Genomic DNA, 21,041 nt, shown 5'->3' with positions numbered 1-21,041 from the left:
CTGTTTCGCGACACGACACCAGGTGATCACGTGGTGTCGTGTCGGAGAACCGGTGTCGCGCCGGGTCAGGGGTGGCGGACGCCCTCGCCGGCCAGCACGGCGCGGTAGCCCTCGCGGAACGTCGGGTACTGCGGCGCCCAGCCGGTCGACCGGAGCAGCGCGTTCGACAAGCGCTTGTCACCACCGGACTGCCGGGCACCGCCGTCACCGGTGACGGGCTCGGGAACGCCGAGCTCCTCGGCCAGGAACCGCAGCACGTCGTCGAGCCGGCTCGGTTCGTCGTCGGTGCCGAGGTACGTCGGCGCCGGGTCCTCCACGGTCGCCAGGTGCACGAGCGCCGCGGCGGCGTCGTCGCGGTGGATCCGGTTCGTGTGCGGCGAGGGACCCGGAGCCAACCGGGCCGAACCGGAGCGGACCTGGTCGATCAGGCGCTCGCGGCCCGGACCGTAGACACCGGACAGCCGCACGAGCACGGCGTCGGGAGCACGGTCGCGCAGCAGCGCTTCGGCCTCGACCAGCACCTCGGCGGTCGGGGTCGCACCGTGCGCCGGGGTGTCCTCGGCGACCACGCTGCCGTCGTCGACGTCGTACACCGCGGTCGAGGACACCACGAGCAGGCGTGGATCGGCGTCCGAGGCATCGATGCCGTCGAGCACGTTCCGCAGGCCGTCGACGTAGGTGGCGCGGTACTCGTCGACGTCACGGCTGCCCGCGGCGAAGGCCACGACGACGACGGAGGTGTCGGCGGGGATCTCGGGGACCTCGTGCCGCAGGTCGGTGCTGCGGCCGGTGATCGGGGCCGGGACCAGTTCGGCGCGGCGTCGGAGGCCGATCACGTGGTGTCCCCGGCGCGCGAAGCGGAGACCGGCCTCGGTCCCGAGGTCGCCGCAGCCGGCGATCACGACGGTGTCGTTGTTGTGCACCCGTCGACCTTGGCACGGACACCTGGTGGACGCTCCCGCACCCGGCCTGCTGCCGCTCAGAGCACCTTCCGCAGCAGCACGGAGTCGCCGTGCTCCTGGTCGCGCTCACGCTGCCCGGTGTCGACGAAGCCCAGCTTGCCGAGCACCCGGAGCGACGCGGTATTCCAGTCGCGGACCGTGGACACCAGGTGGCGGTACCCGAGCTCGCGTGCCGCACTGATCACCGCGCCGGATGCTTCCGTGGCGTACCCGTGGTTCCACGACGCCTGCAGGAACTCGTACGCCAGCTCGGGTTCGTCGGGCGCACCGACGCTGTTCGCGACGAGGCCGCAGTAGCCGACGGCGGCACCGGTGTCCCGGCGCTCGACGACGAGCAGACCGGGCGCCGGCGTCTGGTCGTACCCGCGCGCCCACTCCTCGAGATCGGACACGGTGGGGTGTCCGTCGGCCGAGAGCCGTCGATGCGGCGGCACGCGTGGATCCCGTTCGGCCCAGAGCCGACGGTGGAACGCGGCGTCGGTGCTCCGCCACGGCCGCAGGCGCAACCGCTCCGTCTCGAGTGCCGACATCTGATCGCCGCTCAGTCCGAGGTGCGAGCGGGTTCTTCGTCCTTCGCCTCGACGCCGTCGTGGCGCATCCGCACGACGCTGGCCAGGGTCGACAGCGCCATCGCGGCGATGATCACGATCAAGGAGACCCACGTGTTGATCTCCGGCGCCCACTCGATGTGGTCGCCACCGTTCAGGAACGGCAGCTCGTTGTCGTGCAGTGCGTGCAGGACGAGCTTCACGCCGATGAACGCGAGGATCACCGCGATGCCGTACTTCAGGTAGACGAGCCGCTCCAGCAGGCCGCCGAGCAGGAAGTACAGCTGCCGCAGGCCCATCAGGGCGAAGACGTTCGCGGTGAACACGATGAACGGGCTCTCGGTGATGCCGAAGATCGCGGGGATCGAGTCGAGGGCGAACAGCAGGTCGGTGGTCCCGATCGCGATCAGCACGATGAGCAACGGGGTGAAGTGCCGCACGCCGTCGTGGGTGGTCCGGAACTTCATGCCGTCGAACGTGTCGGTGAGGCGCACGCGACGGCGGAGCAGCCGGACGATGAAGCTGTCCTTCTGGTCGTCGGCATCGTCCTCGCCGCGGAGCTGCTGGATCGCCGTCCAGATCAGCCAGGCGCCGAAGATGTAGAAGATCCACGAGAAGTTCTCGATGAGCTGGGCACCGACGAGGATGAAGATGCCGCGCAGCACGAGCGCGATGATGATGCCGAGCATCAGCACCTCTTGCTGGATCTTCTTCGGCACCGAGAACCGCGCCATGATGATGACGAAGACGAACAGGTTGTCGATGCTCAGGCTGTACTCGGTGAGCCAACCTGCCAGGAACTCACCCGCCGAGTCGCCGCCAGCGAACACGAGCATCAGGACCGCGAAGACCAGCGCGAGCCCCACGTAGACGCCCACCCACGTCGCCGACTCGCGCAGCGTCGGCACGTGCGGTCGGCGCGCGACAATGAGCAGGTCGGCGAGCAGGATCGCGACGATCGCGATCAGCGAGCCGACTTCGAACACGACGGGGAGTTCGGGCATTGCGGCCTTCCTGGCTGCGGGGGATCGGGTGGATGAACAGCCTGACAGAGGTGGATGAACAGCCTGACAGATCCGAACGCATCCGGCAGCCGGATCGTTCCGGGTGAACGATCCGCCCCACCACCTCGTTGACCGGGTATGGGACTCCGCACACGCACCAAGGTCATCATCGGCATCTCCACCGGCGTCGTGGTCATCGCGGCCGCCGCCGTCATCGCCGGTCCGTCCATCTACGCGAACACCGTCAACGGACAGGCCGCCGCCGCACCCTCGCTGCAGGCGACGTCGTCCGCCAGCCTCGACGCGGCGGACGCCGACGGCACCTGGACCAGCGCGAAGACCTCGTACGCCGGCTACCGGGTGCACGAGGTCCTGCAGGGGAATGATGTGAACGTGGTCGGACGCACGAAGGACGTCGAGGGCACCGCCGAGGTCGACGGCGGCTCCCTCGCGACGGCGACGGTCACGGTCCAGGTCGCGAAGATCTCCACCCCCGAGTCCGCGCGCGACGCCTACTTCCGGGACACAGCGCTCGAGACGGACAAGTTCCCGACGGCGACGTTCACGCTCACCAAGCCCGTCGACGTCTCGAAGGCGCTCGACGGCAGCACGCAGGACGTCACCCTGACCGGCACGATGGACCTGCACGGCGTCACGAAGGCCGTCACCGCCGACGCGCAGGTGGCGGTCGGCACGGGTGGCACCGTGCAGGTCGCCGGCTCGGTGCCGATCACGTTCGCCGACTACGGCGTGCAGGCCCCCTCGCTCGGCTTCGTCACCGTGGACGGGAAGGGCTCCGTCGAGTTCTCCCTCGACCTGCAGAAGTGACCGTGTCGAGTCGTTCCGCCGACGAGCTGCTCGCGACGCTGTACCGCGAGCACGGTGACGCGCTCACCCGGTACGTCCGGCACCTGACGCGGGACGGCTCGGCGGTCGAGGACGTCGTGCAGGAGACCATGGTCCGCGCCTGGCAGCGCCCGGCGGTGCTGGAACGCGCGCCGGACAGCGCCCGCGCCTGGCTGTTCACGGTCGCGCGGAACCTGGTCGTCGACGACGCCCGGTCCGCCCGGAACCGCCGGGAGTTCGGCACCGAACACCCCGTCGACCGCGCCGAGTCGGACCGCACCGACGCCGTGCTCGACCGCATCGTCGTGGCCGACGCGCTCGCATCGCTCTCGCCGGACCACCGCCGCGTGGTCGTGGACGCCTACTGGCTCGGCCACACGGTGCCGGAGATCGCACGACGACACGACATCCCCGAGGGCACCGCGAAGTCGCGGTTGCACTACGGGCTGCGAGCCCTGCGGCTCGCACTGCAGGAACGAGGAGTGACCCGATGAGCGACGACCAGTACGCAGAGTGGGACGCGGCGTACGTGCTCGGGTCCCTGAGCCCGGACGAACGGCTCGAGTACGAGCAGCACCTGGAGACCTGCGACCGTTGCACGGCCGCCGTCGCCGAGCTGGTCGGCCTGCCCGGTCTGCTCGCCAAGCTGCCGGCCGACCAGGCGATCGAGATCGCCGAACCGGACGGGAGGCCCGACACCGGTTCCGAGAGCACCCTCGCCTCCGTCGCGCACCGCGTTCGACACCGTCGCCGTCGTCGCCGGGTCTGGGTCGCCGCCACCGCAGGGCTCGCGGTGGTCGCTGCCGTCCTGGGCGGACTCGCCGTCGGCACGGCGGGAGACCGCGGCTCGGTGCAGGCCGGACGTGACGTCTCGGCATCGGCGACCGCGGACCGCTACGACATGACCGGCGCCCAGGGACTCGACGTCGACCTGGCCGTCAGCGGCGAACAGTGGGGCACCCGCTTCGACTGGGGTTGCTCGTACGGCGGCAAGGAGTGGGCGGCGGACGGCTCGGTCATGTACGACCTCGTCGTGGTGCGGTCCGACGGCACCGCGCAGATCGTCGGCTCGTGGACGGCCGCGGGCGAGGACGCGAAGGGACTGTCGGCGTCGACGGACATCCCGCGCGACGACATCGCGAGCGTGCAGGTGCGGCTCCGCGGCGAACAGGGAGCCCTCGCCGTCGTCGACCTGTAGCGCCCGCCCGCCCCCGCCCCCGCCCCCGCCCCCGCGCCCCGCCCGACCCCGCCCCCGAGCCCCCGAGGTTCCGAAATCTCGGCATCTGGGCGCAGCTCAGGGGCGTTCGTGGAACCTCGGCGCTCCCCGTGCGGCGAGTCGTGGAACCTCGGCGGAGGTGCGCGGGAGAGCCATCGCCAGGGACCATGTTGAACGGCGCGCGCGGAGCGGCGGTGTGTGACGACCAAGTCCGGGTCCCGAGGTTCCGAGATCTCGGAACCTCGACGCGGTGAGGGGGCGTTCGTGGAACCTCGGCGCTCCCCGTGCGGCGAGTCGTGGAACCTCGGCGGACGTGCGGGGGCGGCTAGCCCGAGGCGGCCTCGTCCGACACGTCGGGGCCGATCGCGTCCTGGACGCGCGCACTGACGGACCGGAGGGTGTCCGCGTCGGTCCCCACGGGCCTCCAGAACAGGTCTTCCAGCGCACCGGTGTGCGCGCGGATGCCGGCGAGCACCGCGCGGCGGCCATCGGGGGTCATCTCCACCCAGCTGCCGCGGCCATCGGTCGGGCAGTCGGCGCGTCCGACCAAGCCGCGGGAGACCATCCGTGTGACCTGGTGACTGACGCGCGACTTCTCCCAACCGATGCCGGCGGCGATGTCGCGGACGCGCAGCCGGTGGTCCGGCTCACGCTGCAGCCCGATCAGGATCTCGAACTCGGGGATGGAGATGCCGGCGCCAGCCTGGACGGCCTGGTCGAGCGCTCGGTCGAGGCGTCGCCAGACGTCGTGGTAGGCGTCCCACGTCGCCCAGTCGTGGCCATCGTTGCCCTGCGTCGACATGCCGACCAGCGTATCCACCGTGGAGGCCGACCGACCCCGCCTCCGCGTCTTTCATCCGTCCGGATGACTCCTGGCCGACGTGCGGCGCGCTCCAAGGTGAGGTCGGAGGTGCGGCATACGATCGGAGCATGCCGAGCGCCCGCCTCCAGGACTGCACCGACGACGCCGTTGCGCTGGTCCGCAAGTGGCTGGCGGCGTCCGCCGGGGCGAAGCCGGACGCCGGTGCCGCCCGTCTCGCCGAGGCCCTGCGCGACGAACGCGGGCTCGACTTCACGCGCAGCTTCGTCGACAAGGTCATCCGCCCCGAAGACCCCCGGGTCGCCGCCCGCAACCTCGAACAGGTCAGCCGCGACGTCCCCGACTTCCTCGCCTGGTACCTGCGGGGCGCGGTGACGCTCGGCGGTGGGTTCGCGACGATGGCGCCGTGGGCGGTCATCCCCACCGCTCGCCGGATCCTGCGCCGGATGACCGGCCACCTGGTGATCGACGCGAGCACGGCGAAGCTCGGTCCGGCGCTCGCCAAGGTCGGTGGGCCGGGTACCCGGCTCAACGTGAACCTGCTCGGCGAAGCCGTGCTCGGCAGCGCCGAGAGCGACCGTCGGCTGCAGGGGACGATGGACCTGCTCGCCCGCGACGACGTCGACTACGTGTCGATCAAGGTCAGCTCGGTCGTGCCGCAGATGTCGATGTGGGCGTTCGACCAGACGGTCGAGCGGGTCGTCGACCGGCTCGTGCCGTTGTACCGGCTCGCGGCCGCTCCGCTGGCGTCCGGTGGCCAGGCCAAGTTCATCAACCTCGACATGGAGGAGTACCGCGACCTCGACGTCACCCTCGCGGTGTTCCGGACCCTGCTCGACCGCGACGAGTTCGCGGGGCTGCAGGCCGGCATCGTGCTGCAGGCCTACCTGCCCGACGCCGCAGGGGCGCTCGAGTCGCTGACGACGTGGGCGCAGGAACGCCGTGCCCGGGGCGGCGCACCGATCAAGGTGCGGCTCGTCAAGGGCGCGAACCTGGCGATGGAGCACGTCGACGCGATCGTGCACGACTGGCCGCTCGCCACCTGGGGCAGCAAGCGCGAGACCGACACCGCCTACCTGCGGATGCTCGACGCCGCGTTGACCCCGCAGCGCACCGACGCCGTGCGCATCGGCGTCGCCGGGCACAACCTGTTCGACCTGGCGACCGCGTGGGTCCTCGCCCAGCGCCGCGGGGTGACCGACGCGGTCGACGTCGAGATGCTGCTCGGCATGGCATCGACGCACGCCGACGCCGTCCGAGCCGACGTCGGACAGATCCTGCTCTACACGCCCGTTGTACAGCCGGACGAGTTCGACTCCGCGATCGCGTACCTCGCCCGCCGCCTGCAGGAGAGCTCGAGCCCCGAGAACTTCATCGCCGCAGCGTCCGACATCGACCACGACGCCAGCGTGTTCGACCGCGAACACGGCCGGTACCTGGCGTCGGTCGCGGCCCTCGACGAGCCGGTGCACACGACGCACCGCACCCAGGACCGCCACCTGGCACTCGGCGACCCCGTCCTGCGCGACGCGTTCCGGAACGCCGCGGACACCGACCCCGCCGTTCCCGCCAACCGTTCGTGGGCGCTCGACGTCCTGCGCCGGGTACCGCGCTCGCAGCTCGGCGCGCAGACGATCCGCGGAGCCAAGGTGGCCGACCGCTCCAAGCTCGAACGCATCATGGCCCGCACCGCCCAAGCCGGCGTCAACTGGGGGCGGCAGGACCCCTCCGACCGTGCTGAGCTCCTCGACCTGATCGGGCACGAGCTCGAGACCCGCCGCGCCGACCTGATCGAGGTGATGGCGGCGGAGACCGGGAAGACCTTCTCCGAGGCCGACACCGAGGTCACCGAAGCCGTCGACGCCGCCCACTACTACGCCGAGCGCGCCCGCCGTCTCGGCGACGTCGAGGGGGCCCGCTACGTCCCGCCGCGCCTGACCGTCGTCGTGCCGCCGTGGAACTTCCCCGTGGCGATCCCCGCCGGTGGCGTGTTGGCGGCGCTCGCCGCGGGCAGCGGAGTCGTGCTCAAGCCGGCACCCGAGGCGAAGCGCAGTGGTGCGCTGCTGGCCGACGTGCTCTGGGACGCCGGCGTGCCGCACTCGTTGCTGCAGCTCGTCGACCTGGCCGAGGACGAACTCGGCCGTGACCTGGTCGGGCACCCCGCCGTCGACCGCATCATCCTGACCGGTTCGGCCGACACCGCGCGATCGTTCCGGTGGTGGCGCGCCGGTCTGCCGCTCAGCGCCGAGACGAGCGGCAAGAACGCGATCGTCGTCACGCCGAGCGCCGACATCGACCTCGCGGTGCAGGACATCGTGCAGTCCGCCTTCGGCCACGCCGGCCAGAAGTGCTCGGCGGCGTCCCTGGTCGTCCTGGTCGGCACGGTCGGTGAGAGCGAACGCTTCCGTCGGCAGCTCGTCGACGCCACGCGCACGCTCCGGGTCGCCTGGCCCGACGACCCCACCGCCCAGGTCGGACCGGTCATCGCCGAGCCCGAGGGCAAGCTGCGGCAAGGGCTCACCGAGCTCGGCCCGGGGGAGTCCTGGCTCGTGCAGCCGACGGCCCTCGACGACTCCGGGCGGCTCTGGTCACCCGGCATCCGTGACGGCGTCCGCCCGGGCAGCGACTTCCACCAGACCGAGTACTTCGGCCCGGTGCTCGGCATCATGCGCGCCGAGACGCTCGAGCAGGCGATCGCGATCCAGAACGGCACCGACTACGGCCTGACGGCGGGGATCCACTCGCTCGACGCCGACGAGGTGGCGGACTGGCTGGCGAGTGTGCGCGCCGGCAACCTGTACGTGAACCGCGGCATCACCGGTGCGGTCGTCGGTCGGCAGCCGTTCGGCGGCTGGAAGCGGTCGTCCGTTGGCACCGGCACGAAGGCGGGCGGACCGATGTACGTCGCGACGCTCGGCCGGTGGGAGCCGGTCCCGCGCACGGTGCACAAGAGCATCCAGCTGCACGGACTCCCGCCGCGCGTGACCTCGGTGATCGAGGCCGCACGCAGCGGCCTGTCGTTCGAGGAGTTCGACCAGGTGCGGGCCGGTGCGCTCAGCGACGTCCGGGCGCGCGAGGAGCTGTACGGCGGGTCGCACGACCTGGCGGGGCTCGTGGTGCAGCGGAACGTGCTGCGCCACCGACCGCAGTCCGTCATCGTGCGGCAGGCCGAGGACGCCTCGGCGGGTGACCTGGTCCGGGCGCTCGTCGCCGCCACGGCTGCCCGCGCCCACGTCCTGCTCAGCACCGCCCGCCCGTTGCCCGGTCCGCTCAGTCAGCTGCTGGCCTCGAGTCGGTCGCCGCTGGACGTCGTCGACCACCGGGTCGAGTCCGACCAGGACTTCCACGCCCGTGCGTCGTCCGGCGCCGTGTTCCAGGCGAACTGGACGAGCGATGAGGATGCCGAGCCCGCCGACGCCCTCGGGGACATGCTCGCGCAGGGACAGGACCGACCCGTGCACACGGCGTTCGGCGGCCCCGGCGCACGGATCCGGCTCATCGGTGGCGATCCCCTGGCGCTCGAGGAAGCCCTCGGAGCGAGCATCGACGTCGCGATCCACGACGCGCCGGTGGTCGAGGCCGGGTTGATCGAGATGCTCCCGTTCATCCGTGAACAGTCGGTCTCGATCACCGCTCACCGGTTCGGGGACGTCGACGCGGACTTCGCTGACCTGCGCGTCTGACAGCTGCCGCTTGGTGAGCAAAAATGGTCGGGTGCGCTGCGGCGGACCCGACCATTTCTGCTCATGAAGTGTGCGGCGTGGCGCTGGCTCGCGTCAGTCCTCGGTGTCGCCTGCTTCTTCGTCCTCGACGCCGGTCTCGTCCATCCGGTCACGCAGGTGGTCGGCCATCGCTCCGGCGCCCTCGCCGTGGTGGTCGTGGTCGACCTGTTCGATCAGGCCGTGCAGCTTCTCGTGGTTCGTGGCCTCGTTGGCGCCGTCCATGACGGGCTCGGTCTGCTCGTTGTCGCTCATGGCTCGGACGCTACGCCGCGGTGGCTGCGGACCGGTAGTGCAGCTCGACGGCACCGCCGCTGAACGGCGTCGTCCCGACCAGCTCGAACACCGGGGTCGGCGCCGCGACCGGCAGCAGCGGCGCACCGGCGCCGAGCGCCACGGGCATCACGGTGACCCGGAGTTCGTCGAGCAGTCCGGCCTGCTGGTACTGCGCCGCGAGCAGTCCGCCGCCGACGACCCAGACGTCGCGCTCGCCGGCTGCCCGTTCGAGGTCGGCCTGGTGGTCCGCGACCTCGCCCGACACGAAGCGCACGTCGGCGCCGTCCGGCACCGGTAGGTCACGCGTGGTGAACACCCACGTCGCCAGGTCCGGGTACGCCCAGGTGTCGTCGTGCTCGAGCAGCCACTCGTACGTCGTCGAGCCCATGACGATCGCGCCGATGCCCGCGAAGAACCGGTCGTGGTGCTCCTGGAACGGCTCGAAGCCGAACTGCAGCAGCCAGTCGAGGTCGTCGTCCGGTGCAGCGACGAAGCCGTCCAGCGAGGACGCGACGGAGTAGGTGGTAGCCATGCCCCGGACGCTACCGAGCACCCCCGACAGACGTCAGCGCCGACGGACGTCAGCGCTGACATCGCCGCCTGCCGTCAGCGCCGCCTGCCGTCAGCGCCGGCCGCCCCGACCGACGACGGCGACCTCGGCGACGGTGAGCACCGTGGCGATCCACACCTGCTGCAGGGCGAACCCGCGGCGCCGTGGGTCGAGGGCGAGCGGCACCATCGTCACGCCGTGCACCGCGTCGACGGCCGCGCTCAGCGTGTGCGCGTTCCCGGAGCCCGTGCGTGCGACGAGGGCGGCCTGCACGAGCTGCCGGACGCCGAGCACACCGTGCAGCACGGCCTGGTCGTGGCCACGAGCCGCTCGGCCAAGGTGCCACAGGCCGAGTCCTGCCCGACACAGCTCGACGACGGCTGCACCCCGCACCGACGATCCGCGGCGGTTCATCGTCGTCGTCCGGCCACGAGTGCGACGGCCCCGACCGCGCCGAGTGCCGCCCCGATGATCCCGTTGCCCATCCGGCGGTGCTCCACCCACCAGGTCTGCGGTGACCAGGCGTGCGCGGACTCGTCGAACACACCGTGCGCGCCGTGGTCGCCCGGCACCGGCTCGTACAGGTTGTCGTGCAGCTCCTGCCCGTCCTTGTCCGGCGCCTGCTGCCCGGAGACGAGCGTCTTGGCGGCGTACCAGTCGGCGAAACGCCCGCTGATCCGGTTGCCGAGGATCGTGTAGACGGTCGACTCGCCGACCCAGGTGCGACGGCGCGGCCGCTCGGCCACGGCAGCGATCGCGCGGGCACCGACTTCGGGCTGGAAGATCGGGGCGACCGGCTGCGGGTGGTGCGGCAGCTTCGACTTCACCCACCCGAACTGGATCGTGTTGAGGGCGGGCATGTCGACCCGCGACACCTTCACCTTGCTGCCCTGTTCGAGCAGCTCGGAGACGACGGACTCGGTGAACCCGACGATCGCGTGCTTCGCGCCGCAGTACGCGGCCTGCAGCGGGATGCCCCGGAAGCCGAGTGCTGAGCCGACCTGGACGACGTGTCCCTGGCCGCGGGGCACCATCCGGGAGAGCGCTGCTCGGGTCCCGTTGACGAAGCCGAGGTAGGTCACGTTGAGCGCCCGCTCGAAGTCCTCGGGCGCGGTGTCCAGGAACTTGCCGAACACCCCGACCATCACGCCGTTCACCCACAGGTCGATCGGCCCGAGTTCCTGCTCGACGCGGTCGGCCGCGGCCTCGACGGCCTCGCGGTCGGACACGTCGGCGACCAGGGCCAGCCCGCGACGCCCCGCGGCCTCGACCTCGGCCACCGCGGCGTCGACGCCGTCCCGTCCACGGGCGAGGACGGCGACGTCCCACCCCCGCGCGGCGAGCTCCCGGACGGTCGCACGCCCCAGTCCTGCGGATCCACCGGTCACCACTGCCACTCGAGTCATGGCTCCCTTGTACCTGCGGCCGACCGCGCACCACTCAGCCGGTGTCCCCCGGATCGGCGGGCACCGAACCACGATCACACCGACCGGCCATGATGGCCACGTGGAGACCCGAGATCCCGAGCGCGACGACCTCGCTGAGGAAGCCCCTCCCGGCTGGGTCCTGAACACCCCGAACCGGCTGCTCGAGGTCTGGCTCTACCCCGTGCTCGAGCTGCTCCTCGCCGCCGCGCACGTCGCCCTCGGCATCGCCTTCGGGGGCGTGTTCGCGCTCGTCGTCGGCATCGCCGCTGCGGTCGTGTTCGGGATGGGTTCAGTCGCGCTGCTCGTGACGGGCTGGCGCGCGTACGACGAGCAGACGCGTGCGGCCTCGTGGCGCTGCCACGTCACCCGGGTGGTGGTGGCAGTGACGAGCGCGGCGGTCGTCGCGGTGGCGAGCCTGGTGGTCGGGACTCCATCCGGCCTGGTGTTCGGCGCGATCGCCGGGATCCCGATGACGTTCCGGTTCGCGCGCGTCGTCCCGCGCATCGACCACCTCGTCGTCGCGTGGGCCTCGGCGTCGGTGGCGGTGATCTGCACGACCCTCGCCGTGATCGGGTTCACCGCGCCTGGCCTCCCGGAGTACCGGACCGTCGCCTGGATCGCCGGGTCCTTCTTCGGGTTGTTCGGTGCCGTCGTCGCCGTTCACCAGTTCCGGGCAGCCGCCCGCGCACCGCGTGACGGGCCCGAGTCCGGCCTCACCGCCCCCGACCGAACCGCGTCGTGACCCCCGGCGAGTAGAGCACCGAGTCCGGCTCGAGCTCGGTCAACCCGAACGGCAGCCCGGCGGCCCCGATCAGGTCGTCCCGCAGCGACACCACCGAGGCACGGTGCAACGGCCACGCGTCGTGCTCGTTCGGCCAGAAGCGTGTCCGCGCGGCCCGGTGCACGTGCATGCCCCACCGAGCGGTCAGGAACGTCTCGAGCGGCCCAGGCTCGTCCAGTACCTCGCCCACGCGGACGTCGAGCATCGACCGCAGGTGCGTCCCGTGCCGCCGCATCGCGTACCCGATGCGGCCGTCGCCGCTCCGCGACTCGGCGTCCGCCCACCAGTACGGCAGCCCGGTGGCCACGCGTGCGCCGAGGGTCGGCAGCAGCTTGCCGGCGTCGAGCGACAGGAACACGACACCGTGCTGGCCCTGCTCATCAACCGTGTAGACGCGGACGTTCACCTCGACGAAGTCGCCGATCGAGCCGGTCCGCCCCAGCGCCCCGAGGGGCGGGAACCGGGTGTCCTCGAACCGGAACGCGATGAGGCCCACCCAGGTGGTCACTCCGTCGTCGGTGCCGTCGAGCGCCATCGTGTCGGGCCGCGTTCCGGCCGGCAGCAGCGGGGCCACCGCCGACACGTCGACGCGCCAGTGCACGAAGACGACGTCGAGCCAGTCCTGCGAGATCCAGGGGCGGCCCGGCAGGCCGGGGGCGACGGCCTGGAGGCCCGGGGTGCTCTGGGTGGGTCGGTTGTCGGTCACGATGTGGTCGCCTCCGGTTCGATGTGGCCCGCGACGGGCGCGTCGTCCCACCCCTGCTGCGGGGTGTCGCAAGTGCCGCGGAACACGTACTGCGATGGCCGCTTCCGCTCGCTCGACGTCCAGTCGATCGCGGGGCGTCGCCGTTCGGGCGTCAGGTACCCGATCCGGTAGACGGCCATGAGCTCGAGCGACTCGGGCACCCGGAGCAGCCCCTCGATCTCCGCCCAGGCACCCGGGGTCTCCATCGGGAAGGACACGAACTGGATCCCCAGCCCGAGCTCGGTCGTCGCGAGCCAGATGTTCTCCATCGCCGCGCCCATGCTGAACACCGAGTAGAAGCCGGACAGCTCCTGCTGCCGGTACTCGTGGCGGTCGAGCATCACCCCGAGCAGCAGCGGCGACCCGGCGACGAGCTTCCGGTTCTCCTCACCCAGGCTCTGCGGTACGCGGAGGGTGTTCATGAGCAGCTGCCCGCGCTTCGTGAACACCTGCTTCGTGAACGGCCGGAGCGGCCCGGGCAGCTTGTCGAACAGCATGCCGTCGCGCCGCTCGTCCATCTCGGCCTTCGAGAACCGGAAGTACGGCTTGTACCGCTCGAAGAACGTCCCCTCGGCCATGGTGCGGGTCATCGAGCTGCCGCTGATCGCGGCGACCCGGTCGATCGTGTCGCGCTCCTCGACCAGCACGAACCGCCACGGTTGGCTGTTCAGCTGGGACGGGGCCCGGCCGGCGAGCTCCATGAGCAGCCGTTGGTGCTCCTCGGACACCGGGTCGGGCAGGAACGCCCCGTTCGTGGTCCGGCGGCGTCGGATGGCCTCGAAGAGCTCCACTGCTTCCCCTCGTGTCTCGTCGTCACGGTCGACGCCGCACCAGCAGCGCCCCCAGGTAGGACGGCGCGGCGGCCACCGCGATCTTCCAGTGTGCTCCGGAGCGCGGGTTCGTGCGGGGCGTGAGCGCGAGCGGGACGACTGCGGGCAGCAGGAACAGCGCCGAACGGTCCCGGGTCCACAAGGGTGTCGTCGCGGCGGCCCCGGTGAGCGTCGCCGTCACGACGAACAGGCCGTGGTGCACGACGCGGAGCTTCTTCGTCCGGATCAACCGGACGGCGACGGCCGTGCCCCAGAGGCAGTTCGCGACGTAGGCGACGCTCGCGGCGGTGACCAGCTGCCGGGCCGGGTGCGATCCCGTGGGTGCCGAGCCGCGCCTCCAGGCCGCTTTCCGTCCCATGCGTGGGACGTTACGCGGTGTCGCGACTGACCAGCTTGGAGAGCACGATCGCGGAGCGCGTGTGGTCCACCTGCGGGGCGAGGCGGACCTTGTCGAGCGCCTCCTCCAGCGCGGACAGGTCCTTCGAGCGCATGTGCACGACGGCGTCGGCGCTCCCCGTGACCGTGCCGGCGTCGATGACCTCGGGCACGGTGTCGAGCAGCGCACGGAGCTCGTCGGGGGAGACCGTGCCGCGGCAGTACAGCTCGACCCAGGCCTCGGTGCCGCGGTCCTCGACGGCGGGGTCGACCTTGATCGTGAAGCCCTGGATGACGCCGTCGCCGACGAGCCGGTCGACACGGCGCTTGACGGCCGATGCCGAGAGTCCGACCACCGACCCGATGTCGCCGTAGCCGGCGCGGGCGTTGTCCCGGAGTTGATCCAGGATGCGGTGGTCGAGCGAATCCATTGCACCCATCGTACGCGGACTTCTTGCGAGGTCGGCGGGTCGGACGCACGAAACGTGCGTCACCCGAACGGGTGTCACGGCGCTTCGCTCCCGGTACTGCACTTGCCGGACGGTCTGTGTCAGGATCGACGTGGCGTCGACCTGGTCCGCTACGGCGAGTGAGCCTGCATCTCGCCGGAGCACCTCTCCTTCGTTCCGTTTCGGTTCCTGGCAGGCTCGGGCCCCGGTCCCTTCTCAGGAGGACTGATGTCGAACACCGCACCCTCGACCACCGATGCACCGGCCCGTACCGCCACCAAGCGGACGATCCTGATGTGCAAGCCGGACTTCTACACGGTGAGCTACCGGATCAACCCGTGGATGCACCCGGAGGAGCCGACCGACACGTCGAAGGCCGTCGCCCAGTGGCAGACGCTCGTCGACGTGTACGAGCAGCTCGGCTTCGACATCTCGTACATCGACCCCATCGACGGCCTGCCGGACATGGTCTACGCGGCCAACGGCGGGTTCGTGCTCGACGGCATCGCCTACGGAGCGAAGTTCCAGTACCCTGAGCGCCAGCCCGAGGGCCCGGCGTACATGGACTGGTTCCGTCAGGCCGGCCTGACCGTCGCCGAGCCGGAGCAGACCAACGAGGGCGAGGGTGACTTCCTGCTCATCGGCAACACGATCTTCGCCGGCACCGGCTTCCGGTCGGACAGCACCTCGCACGACGAACTCGCGACGATCTACGGCCGTGAGGTCGTCACCCTGAAGCTCATCAACCCGAGCTTCTACCACCTCGACACCGCCATCGCCGTGCTCGACCCGGAGCCCGACGCTTCCGGCCGGTCGAACATCGCGTACCTCGAGAGCGCCTTCGACGAGCCGTCGCTGGCGATCCTGCGCGAGCGCTTCCCCGACGCGATCATCGCGACCGAGGAAGACGCCGCGATCCTCGGCCTGAACTCCTACTCCGACGGGTACAACGTCGTGATCGCTGCGCGAGCTGTTCGGTTCGCCGAACAGCTCAGGGAGAAGGGGTACAACCCGATCGGCGTCGACCTGTCCGAGCTGCTGCTCGGCGGTGGCGGCGTGAAGTGCTGCACGCTCGACCTGCACCCGGTCGGCACCGGCACCTCGGTCGCGCGTTCGCTCGGGGTCAGCTGATGCCGGCGGCAGCGTCGCTCGGGGTCAACACCGCGGCGGCGCTCGCCGTCGAGGACCGCGCCCTCGCGCACAACTACAGCCCGCTGCCCGTCGTCATCGCGTCGGGTGCCGGAGCAACCGTCACCGATGTCGACGGCAAGCAGTACCTGGACGGCCTCGCCGCGTACTCCGCGGTGAACTTCGGCCACGGCAACCCGCGGCTGCTCGACGCCGCCCGGGCGCAGCTCGACCGGGTGACGCTCACGAGTCGTGCGTTCGTGAACGACCAGCTCGGGCCGTTCGCCACGGCACTGGCGGCGTTGACGGAGACCGAGATGGTCCTGCCGATGAACACCGGTGCCGAGGCCGTCGAGTCCGCGATCAAGGTGTCCCGCGCCTGGGGCTACCGCGTCAAGGGGGTCCCCGCGGATCGCGCGACGATCATCGTGGCGTCCGGGAACTTCCACGGCCGCACCACCACGATCATCTCGTTCTCCGACGACCCCGACGCGCGCAACGACTTCGGGCCGTACACCCCGGGCTTCCGCACCGTGCCGTACGGCGACGCCGCTGCCCTGCGCGCGGCGATGGACGACACCGTCGTCGCCGTGCTGCTCGAACCCATCCAGGGCGAGGGCGGCGTGGTCATCCCGCCGGCGTCGTACCTCCCGGAAGTCCGGGAGGTCTGCGACGAGTTCGGTGCGCTGTTCATCGCTGACGAGATCCAGTCCGGGCTCGGCCGCACCGGCCACACCCTCGCCGTGCAGCGCGTCGGGGTCCGCCCCGACCTCATCACGCTCGGCAAGGCACTCGGCGGTGGCATCGTGCCGGTGTCCGCGGTCGTCGGCTCGCGCGCTGTCCTCGGCGTGCTGCGTCCCGGTGAGCACGGTTCGACCTTCGGTGGCAACCCGCTCGCTGCGGCCGTCGGCGCCGAGGTCGTGGCGATGCTCGGCGAGGGCACGTTCCAGCAGCGCGCCCTCGACGGCGAACCGTTGTTGCGCGGGCTGCTCGACGACCTGCTCGGCAAGGGGGTCGTGTCGCACCGCGTCGCCGGACTCTGGGCAGGGATCGACATCGACCCGGCGCTCGGCACCGGCAAGGAGATCTCGAAGGACCTGGCCGACCGTGGGCTGCTCGTGAAGGACACCCACGGTTCGACGATCCGCTTCGCTCCGCCGCTCGTCGTCACCGACGACGAACTGCGCACGGCGATCGGCACGCTCGCGTCGGTCTTGGCCGCGCGCGCCTGAGCCGCGCGCTCGGCGCCGCGCGCTCGGCGCCGCGCGCTCGCTTCGTGAGCAGAAATGGTCGGGTCGCCACACGGCACCCGACCATTTCTGCTCACCAAGTGCGGCTCACACCGCCCAGCGCGCCGCCAACTCGTCCATCAGCCCGTCGAGGCGCTCGTCAACGACCTGCGCGTCGGGGTTGGCCTCGAACCAGGCGATGACCTCGCGCACGCCCTGCCGGTAGGGCGTCCGCGGCCGGTACCACGGCACGAGCGACCGGATCTTGCTGTTGTCGAACACCGAGCTGTTGGCCTTGTCGCCGAGCAACGCCGCACCCCACTCCGGGTCCACGGCGTTGATCGCGTCCGCCGGCACGTGCACGATCCGCAGGTCGGACACCCCCGCCGCCGCCGCGATCTCGTGCGCGATGGCGTTCCACGTCGGCGCCTCGTCACTCGTGATCGTGAAGGCCTCACCGATCGCCGACGCGTTGTCGAGCAGCCCGGTGAACCCGACCACGAAGTCACGACTGTGCGTCAGCGTCCACAGCGACGTGCCGTCACCGGTGATGATGATCGGCTTGCCGGCGCGCATCCGCGCCACCGCGGTCCAGCCGCCGGTGAGCGGCAGCTTCGTCTCGTCGTAGGTGTGCGACGGCCGCACGATCGTCACCGGGAAGTCCTGCTCCCGGTACGCCTCCATCAGCAGTTCCTCGCAAGCGATCTTGTCGCGCGAGTACTGCCAGTAGGGGTTCTTCAGCGGCGTCGACTCCGTGATCGGCAGGTGCGTCGCCGGCGTCTGGTACGCCGAGGCCGAGCTGATGAAGACGTACTGCCGCGTCCGTCCGGCGAAGAAGTCGATGTCGGCCTGCACCTGGTCCGGCGTGAAGGCGACCCAGTTCACGACCACGTCGAAGTGACGGTCGCCGAGTGCGTCCGCCAGGTCGCTGCGGTCCGACACGTCGGCCTGGAGGCGCGTCACACCCTGCGGGATCGGCCTGCCCCCGGTGGTCCCCCGGTTCAGGACCGTGACGTCGTGGCCCTGTTCGGTCGCCTCCCGCACACAGGAGGCGCTGATCACGCCGCTCCCGCCGATGAACAACACGCTCGCTCCGGTCATGGATGCTCCCTCGCTCTCCGCGGCGCAGCCCTGCGCCGTCGTCCCATGTGATCCTGCACCGTCCCGGCCGACTACCGTCACGGGTCGGGTCGCACCGACGCGCCCCACGACAGGAGTGACACGCACATGGAGTACCGCTACCTCGGCAACTCGGGCCTCAAGGTCTCCGAGATCACCTACGGCAACTGGCTCACCCACGCATCCCAGGTCGAGAACGACGCGGCCATCGCCTGCGTCAAGGCCGCCCTCGAGGTGGGCATCTCGACGTTCGACACCGCCGACGTCTACGCCAACACCGGCGCGGAGACCGTCCTCGGCGAAGCCCTCAAGGGGGAGCGGCGCCAGTCGCTCGAGATCGCCACGAAGGTGTTCGGGCCGACCGGGCCGAAGGGGCACAACGACACCGGGCTGTCCCGCAAGCACATCCTCGAGTCGATCGACGGCTCGCTCGGCCGGCTGCAGACGGACTACGTCGACCTGTACCAGGCGCACCGCTTCGACCACGAGACCCCGCTCGAGGAGACGATGCAGGCCTTCGCTGACATCGTGCGCCAGGGCAAGGTCCTGTACGTCGGCGTGAGCGAGTGGACCGCCGAGCAGTTGCGTGCGGGCGCCGCGCTCGCGAAGGACCTCGGCTTCCAGCTCATCTCGAACCAGCCGCAGTACTCGGCGCTGTGGCGGGTCATCGAAGAAGAGGTGGTGCCGACCTCGAAGGAGCTCGGCATCTCGCAGATCGTCTGGTCCCCGATCGCGCAGGGGGTCCTGACCGGCAAGTACAAGCCGGGTCAGCCGCTGCCCGAGGGTTCACGCGCCACCGACGACAAGGGCGGCGCGGACATGATCAAGCGGTTCATGCGCGACGAGGTGCTGTCCTCGGTGCAGGAGCTCGAGCCGATCGCGAAGGAGCTCGACCTGTCGATGGCACAGCTCGCCGTCGCCTGGGTACTGCAGAACGAGAACGTCGCGAGTGCCATCATCGGGGCGTCGCGTCCGGAGCAGGTGCACGACAACGCCGGCGCTGCCGGTGTCACGATCCCCGCGGAGCTGCTCAGCCGGATCGACGATGCCCTCGGTGCCGTGGTCGAGCGTGACCCGGCGAAGACGAACGACAGCAGCCCGAAGACCCGCGAGGCCTAGCGCCGACCCGGGCCAGACGGCTCAGACAACGGAAAAGGCCCCCTGCCGGAGCAGGGGGCCTTCACCGGTGGCTGGACACGGCATCGATCCGTGGACCTTTCGATTTTCAGTCGAACGCTCTACCAACTGAGCTATCCAGCCGTGGCGACCCTGACGGGACTTGAACCCGCGACCTCCGCCGTGACAGGGCGGCACGCTAACCAGCTGCGCTACAGGGCCATGTTGAATTGCTGTGGTGTTGCTCAGTATTACTTGCTCGCTCACTCGGAGAGTGACCCCAACGGGATTCGAACCCGTGCTGCCGCCGTGAAAGGGCGGTGTCCTAGGCCACTAAACGATAGGGCCGCAAGTGGTGCTTCGCGCTACCGATGGACAAGCATACGGATGCCCCCGGGGGTTCGCAAATCGGGCCGCGTTCCCGCGGAATCCCCGGCGTGTCGCGCCCTCCCGGCACCGGGTGTCGAGGTTGCGGTGCGAGCATCGTCGTCGGCTCCACGCCCCTCGTCCGAGGGGCTGTGGGGCTGCGACACCTGTTGTTACTGTTGCGTCTGTTAACAGTGTTACGTGCGTGAGCCTTGCCGCGCTGTTACGAAATCGAGATACATGTCGACCTCACCTTCGCTCTCCCTCCGCAACCGCAGCCGCCTCGTCGCCGCTGCGGTCGCCATCGCGCTCGCTGGCAGCACCCTCGCGGTCCTCGCCCCGGCGACCTCGGCCAGCGCCGCGAGCTACCCGAGCTGGTCCGAGGTGCAGAAGGCCAAGTCCTCGACGAGTGCGCAGCAGGCGAAGGTCTCTGAGATCAAGTCGCTCATCTCGACCCTGAAGTCCGAGGCCGCGGCGAAGCAGAAGGCCGCACAGGCAGCCGGCGAGGCCTACCAGGCTGCACAGAACAAGTACGACGAGGCGACCCTCGAGCAGAAGACGCTCCAGTCCCAGGCGGACGACGCCGAGCAGACCGCCGCACAGTCCGAGGAGCAGGCCGGTCAGCTCGCCGCGCAGCTCGGTCGGGCCAGTGCCAACGACGTGACGACCGACATCCTCACGCACCCCTCGGACTCCGGTGACCTGCTCTACGAGCTCGGCGCAATGTCGAAGCTCAGCGAGCAGGCCGACGGCATCTACTCGCAGGCGTCGCAGGACCGGGGTACCGCGCAAGCCCAGGCCGACAAGGCGGACAAGGCCAAGGCGGCGTTGGGCGACCTCGCCGAAGCAGCCCAGTCGAAGATGCAGCAGGCGCAGGGTGCCGCCGACGCGGCACAGACCGCCGTCGACGCCCAGAACGACAACGAGTCGCGGCTCGAGGCCCAGCTGACCGCCCTCACCACCAAGCAGCGCGGTGTCGAGGCTGACTACCGCAAGGGCGTCGCCGCCGAGAAGGCCCGACAGGCGCGCATCGCCGCTGCTGCGGCCAAGGCAGCCGCGAAGGCCGCGGCGACGAGCCAGGGCGGCACCGGCGGCGGGACGGCCAACTCTGCCGGGTGGGTCCGTCCGGCCGGTGGCTTCCAGACCAGCGGCTACGGCATCCGCGTCGACCCGTACACGCACTCCACGGCACTGCACGCCGGGGTCGACCTCGCTCCCGCCTGCTACGCCCCGATCTACGCGGCCCACGACGGCACCGTGACCTTCGCGGGCAACGGCGGCGGCTACGGCAACGAGGTCATCCTGGACAACGGCGGCGGCATCTCGACCGCCTACGGACACATCGTCGACGGCGGGATCATGGTCGCGAACGGCCAGCACGTCTCCGCCGGGCAGCAGATCGCCAAGATCGGTTCGACCGGCTGGTCGACCGGGTGCCACCTCCACTTCGAGACCCGGGTCAACGGTGCTGCCGTCGACCCGGTCCCCTTCATGGCAGCGCGGGGGATCTCGGTATGAGCATCAGCGCAGCCGGG

Annotated in this window: 22 protein-coding genes and 3 tRNA genes; 9 read left to right on the top strand and 16 right to left on the bottom strand. The window is 70.7% G+C overall.

Features of this window, described 5'->3' with window-relative positions; genetic code table 11:
• Window positions 1–65 precede the first annotated feature (65 nt).
• Genes EDF40_RS08675 through EDF40_RS08665 form a run of 3 tightly spaced genes read right to left on the bottom strand, consistent with a single transcriptional unit; the run spans window position 66 to window position 2,514 of the window.
• Window positions 66–923, bottom strand: a complete 858-nt coding sequence (locus EDF40_RS08675; protein ID WP_123339221.1) for an NAD-dependent epimerase/dehydratase family protein — start codon at window positions 921–923, stop codon at window positions 66–68.
• Window positions 924–979: 56 nt separating this feature from the next.
• Complete coding sequence (locus EDF40_RS08670; RefSeq protein WP_123339220.1) at window positions 980–1,492, bottom strand: GNAT family N-acetyltransferase; 513 nt, start codon at window positions 1,490–1,492, stop codon at window positions 980–982.
• Between the two features lie 11 nt (window positions 1,493–1,503).
• Window positions 1,504–2,514 carry a TerC family protein gene (locus EDF40_RS08665; RefSeq protein ID WP_123339219.1) on the bottom strand — a complete coding sequence of 337 codons (1,011 nt, stop codon included), beginning with the start codon at window positions 2,512–2,514 and terminating at the stop codon, window positions 1,504–1,506.
• A 138-nt stretch (window positions 2,515–2,652) separates the two neighbouring features.
• On the opposite strand from EDF40_RS08665, the gene EDF40_RS08660 reads away from it, so the two are divergent.
• Genes EDF40_RS08660 through EDF40_RS08650 form a run of 3 tightly spaced genes read left to right on the top strand, consistent with a single transcriptional unit; the run spans window position 2,653 to window position 4,558 of the window.
• Window positions 2,653–3,342 carry a YceI family protein gene (locus tag EDF40_RS08660; RefSeq protein ID WP_123339218.1) on the top strand — a complete coding sequence of 230 codons (690 nt, stop codon included), beginning with the start codon at window positions 2,653–2,655 and terminating at the stop codon, window positions 3,340–3,342.
• A complete protein-coding gene (locus EDF40_RS08655) occupies window positions 3,339–3,854 on the top strand; it encodes a sigma-70 family RNA polymerase sigma factor (protein ID WP_123294523.1) in 516 nt (171 codons plus the stop codon). Before EDF40_RS08660 ends, EDF40_RS08655 begins: the two co-directional genes overlap by 4 nt.
• On the top strand, window positions 3,851–4,558 hold the full coding sequence (locus tag EDF40_RS08650; protein ID WP_123339217.1) for a zf-HC2 domain-containing protein: 708 nt from the start codon (window positions 3,851–3,853) through the stop codon (window positions 4,556–4,558). Before EDF40_RS08655 ends, EDF40_RS08650 begins: the two co-directional genes overlap by 4 nt.
• A gap of 343 nt (window positions 4,559–4,901) precedes the next feature.
• On the opposite strand, the gene EDF40_RS08645 is transcribed toward EDF40_RS08650, so the two are convergent.
• Window positions 4,902–5,378, bottom strand: coding sequence for a MarR family winged helix-turn-helix transcriptional regulator (locus EDF40_RS08645; RefSeq protein WP_123339216.1), 477 nt, complete (start codon window positions 5,376–5,378; stop codon window positions 4,902–4,904).
• Between the two features lie 128 nt (window positions 5,379–5,506).
• Between EDF40_RS08645 and EDF40_RS08640 the strand changes: the two genes are divergently transcribed.
• Complete coding sequence (locus tag EDF40_RS08640; protein WP_123339215.1) at window positions 5,507–9,079, top strand: bifunctional proline dehydrogenase/L-glutamate gamma-semialdehyde dehydrogenase; 3,573 nt, start codon at window positions 5,507–5,509, stop codon at window positions 9,077–9,079.
• Window positions 9,080–9,172: 93 nt separating this feature from the next.
• Here EDF40_RS08640 and EDF40_RS08635 read toward each other — a convergent pair whose 3' ends face one another.
• From EDF40_RS08635 to EDF40_RS08620, 4 genes are all read right to left on the bottom strand, one after another.
• On the bottom strand, window positions 9,173–9,370 hold the full coding sequence (locus EDF40_RS08635; protein WP_123339214.1) for a hypothetical protein: 198 nt from the start codon (window positions 9,368–9,370) through the stop codon (window positions 9,173–9,175).
• Between the two features lie 10 nt (window positions 9,371–9,380).
• On the bottom strand, window positions 9,381–9,923 hold the full coding sequence (locus tag EDF40_RS08630) for a dihydrofolate reductase family protein (protein WP_123339213.1): 543 nt from the start codon (window positions 9,921–9,923) through the stop codon (window positions 9,381–9,383).
• A 90-nt stretch (window positions 9,924–10,013) separates the two neighbouring features.
• On the bottom strand, window positions 10,014–10,355 hold the full coding sequence (locus EDF40_RS08625; RefSeq protein ID WP_123339212.1) for a hypothetical protein: 342 nt from the start codon (window positions 10,353–10,355) through the stop codon (window positions 10,014–10,016).
• Window positions 10,352–11,347 (bottom strand): SDR family oxidoreductase, encoded by a 996-nt coding sequence (locus EDF40_RS08620; protein ID WP_123339211.1) that lies wholly within the window; start codon window positions 11,345–11,347, stop codon window positions 10,352–10,354. The genes EDF40_RS08625 and EDF40_RS08620 overlap by 4 nt, the downstream gene beginning before the upstream one ends.
• 100 nt (window positions 11,348–11,447) lie before the next feature.
• On the opposite strand from EDF40_RS08620, the gene EDF40_RS08615 reads away from it, so the two are divergent.
• Window positions 11,448–12,110: a hypothetical protein gene (locus EDF40_RS08615; protein ID WP_123339210.1), complete on the top strand. Its 663-nt coding sequence runs from the start codon at window positions 11,448–11,450 to the stop codon at window positions 12,108–12,110.
• On the opposite strand, the gene EDF40_RS08610 is transcribed toward EDF40_RS08615, so the two are convergent.
• The 4 genes from EDF40_RS08610 to EDF40_RS08595 are packed head-to-tail and all read right to left on the bottom strand — an operon-like array spanning window position 12,082 to window position 14,530.
• A complete protein-coding gene (locus EDF40_RS08610; protein ID WP_221180457.1) occupies window positions 12,082–12,855 on the bottom strand; it encodes a YqjF family protein in 774 nt (257 codons plus the stop codon). The genes EDF40_RS08615 and EDF40_RS08610 overlap by 29 nt on opposite strands.
• Window positions 12,852–13,685 carry a nitroreductase family protein gene (locus tag EDF40_RS08605; protein WP_123339209.1) on the bottom strand — a complete coding sequence of 278 codons (834 nt, stop codon included), beginning with the start codon at window positions 13,683–13,685 and terminating at the stop codon, window positions 12,852–12,854. Before EDF40_RS08605 ends, EDF40_RS08610 begins: the two co-directional genes overlap by 4 nt.
• Window positions 13,686–13,707: 22 nt before the next feature.
• A complete protein-coding gene (locus EDF40_RS08600) occupies window positions 13,708–14,082 on the bottom strand; it encodes a hypothetical protein (RefSeq protein ID WP_123339208.1) in 375 nt (124 codons plus the stop codon).
• A 10-nt stretch (window positions 14,083–14,092) separates the two neighbouring features.
• Entirely contained in the window at window positions 14,093–14,530 is a 438-nt protein-coding gene (locus tag EDF40_RS08595) for an Lrp/AsnC family transcriptional regulator (RefSeq protein ID WP_111083794.1), read from the bottom strand.
• A gap of 246 nt (window positions 14,531–14,776) precedes the next feature.
• Between EDF40_RS08595 and ddaH the strand changes: the two genes are divergently transcribed.
• Window positions 14,777–15,679: a dimethylargininase gene (gene ddaH / locus EDF40_RS08590; protein ID WP_123339207.1), complete on the top strand. Its 903-nt coding sequence runs from the start codon at window positions 14,777–14,779 to the stop codon at window positions 15,677–15,679.
• Window positions 15,679–16,908 carry an ornithine--oxo-acid transaminase gene (gene rocD / locus EDF40_RS08585; RefSeq protein WP_123339525.1) on the top strand — a complete coding sequence of 410 codons (1,230 nt, stop codon included), beginning with the start codon at window positions 15,679–15,681 and terminating at the stop codon, window positions 16,906–16,908. The genes ddaH and rocD overlap by 1 nt, the downstream gene beginning before the upstream one ends.
• Before the next feature lie 105 nt (window positions 16,909–17,013).
• Here the strand turns inward: rocD and EDF40_RS08580 are convergent, their stop codons facing one another.
• Window positions 17,014–18,006 (bottom strand): SDR family oxidoreductase, encoded by a 993-nt coding sequence (locus EDF40_RS08580; RefSeq protein WP_123353908.1) that lies wholly within the window; start codon window positions 18,004–18,006, stop codon window positions 17,014–17,016.
• A 126-nt stretch (window positions 18,007–18,132) separates the two neighbouring features.
• Here EDF40_RS08580 and EDF40_RS08575 point away from each other — a divergent pair, with 126 nt between their 5' ends.
• On the top strand, window positions 18,133–19,143 hold the full coding sequence (locus tag EDF40_RS08575; RefSeq protein ID WP_123339205.1) for an aldo/keto reductase family protein: 1,011 nt from the start codon (window positions 18,133–18,135) through the stop codon (window positions 19,141–19,143).
• Between the two features lie 68 nt (window positions 19,144–19,211).
• Here the strand turns inward: EDF40_RS08575 and EDF40_RS08570 are convergent.
• From EDF40_RS08570 to EDF40_RS08560, 3 genes are all read right to left on the bottom strand, one after another.
• Window positions 19,212–19,284: transfer RNA gene (locus EDF40_RS08570), tRNA-Phe, on the bottom strand.
• A gap of 1 nt (window position 19,285) precedes the next feature.
• Window positions 19,286–19,362, bottom strand: a tRNA-Asp gene (locus EDF40_RS08565).
• 53 nt (window positions 19,363–19,415) lie between these two features.
• Window positions 19,416–19,488, bottom strand: a tRNA-Glu gene (locus EDF40_RS08560).
• 258 nt (window positions 19,489–19,746) lie between these two features.
• Between EDF40_RS08560 and EDF40_RS08555 the strand changes: the two genes are divergently transcribed.
• The gene (locus EDF40_RS08555) at window positions 19,747–21,024 is read left to right on the top strand and encodes a M23 family metallopeptidase (RefSeq protein WP_123339204.1); all 1,278 of its coding nucleotides are present in this window, start codon (window positions 19,747–19,749) and stop codon (window positions 21,022–21,024) included.
• Window positions 21,025–21,041: the final 17 nt, after the last annotated feature.

This window comes from Curtobacterium sp. PhB170, from assembly GCF_003752345.1.
Classification (GTDB): Bacteria; Actinomycetota; Actinomycetes; order Actinomycetales; family Microbacteriaceae; genus Curtobacterium.
This window is presented reverse-complemented; position numbering and strand designations above follow the sequence as displayed.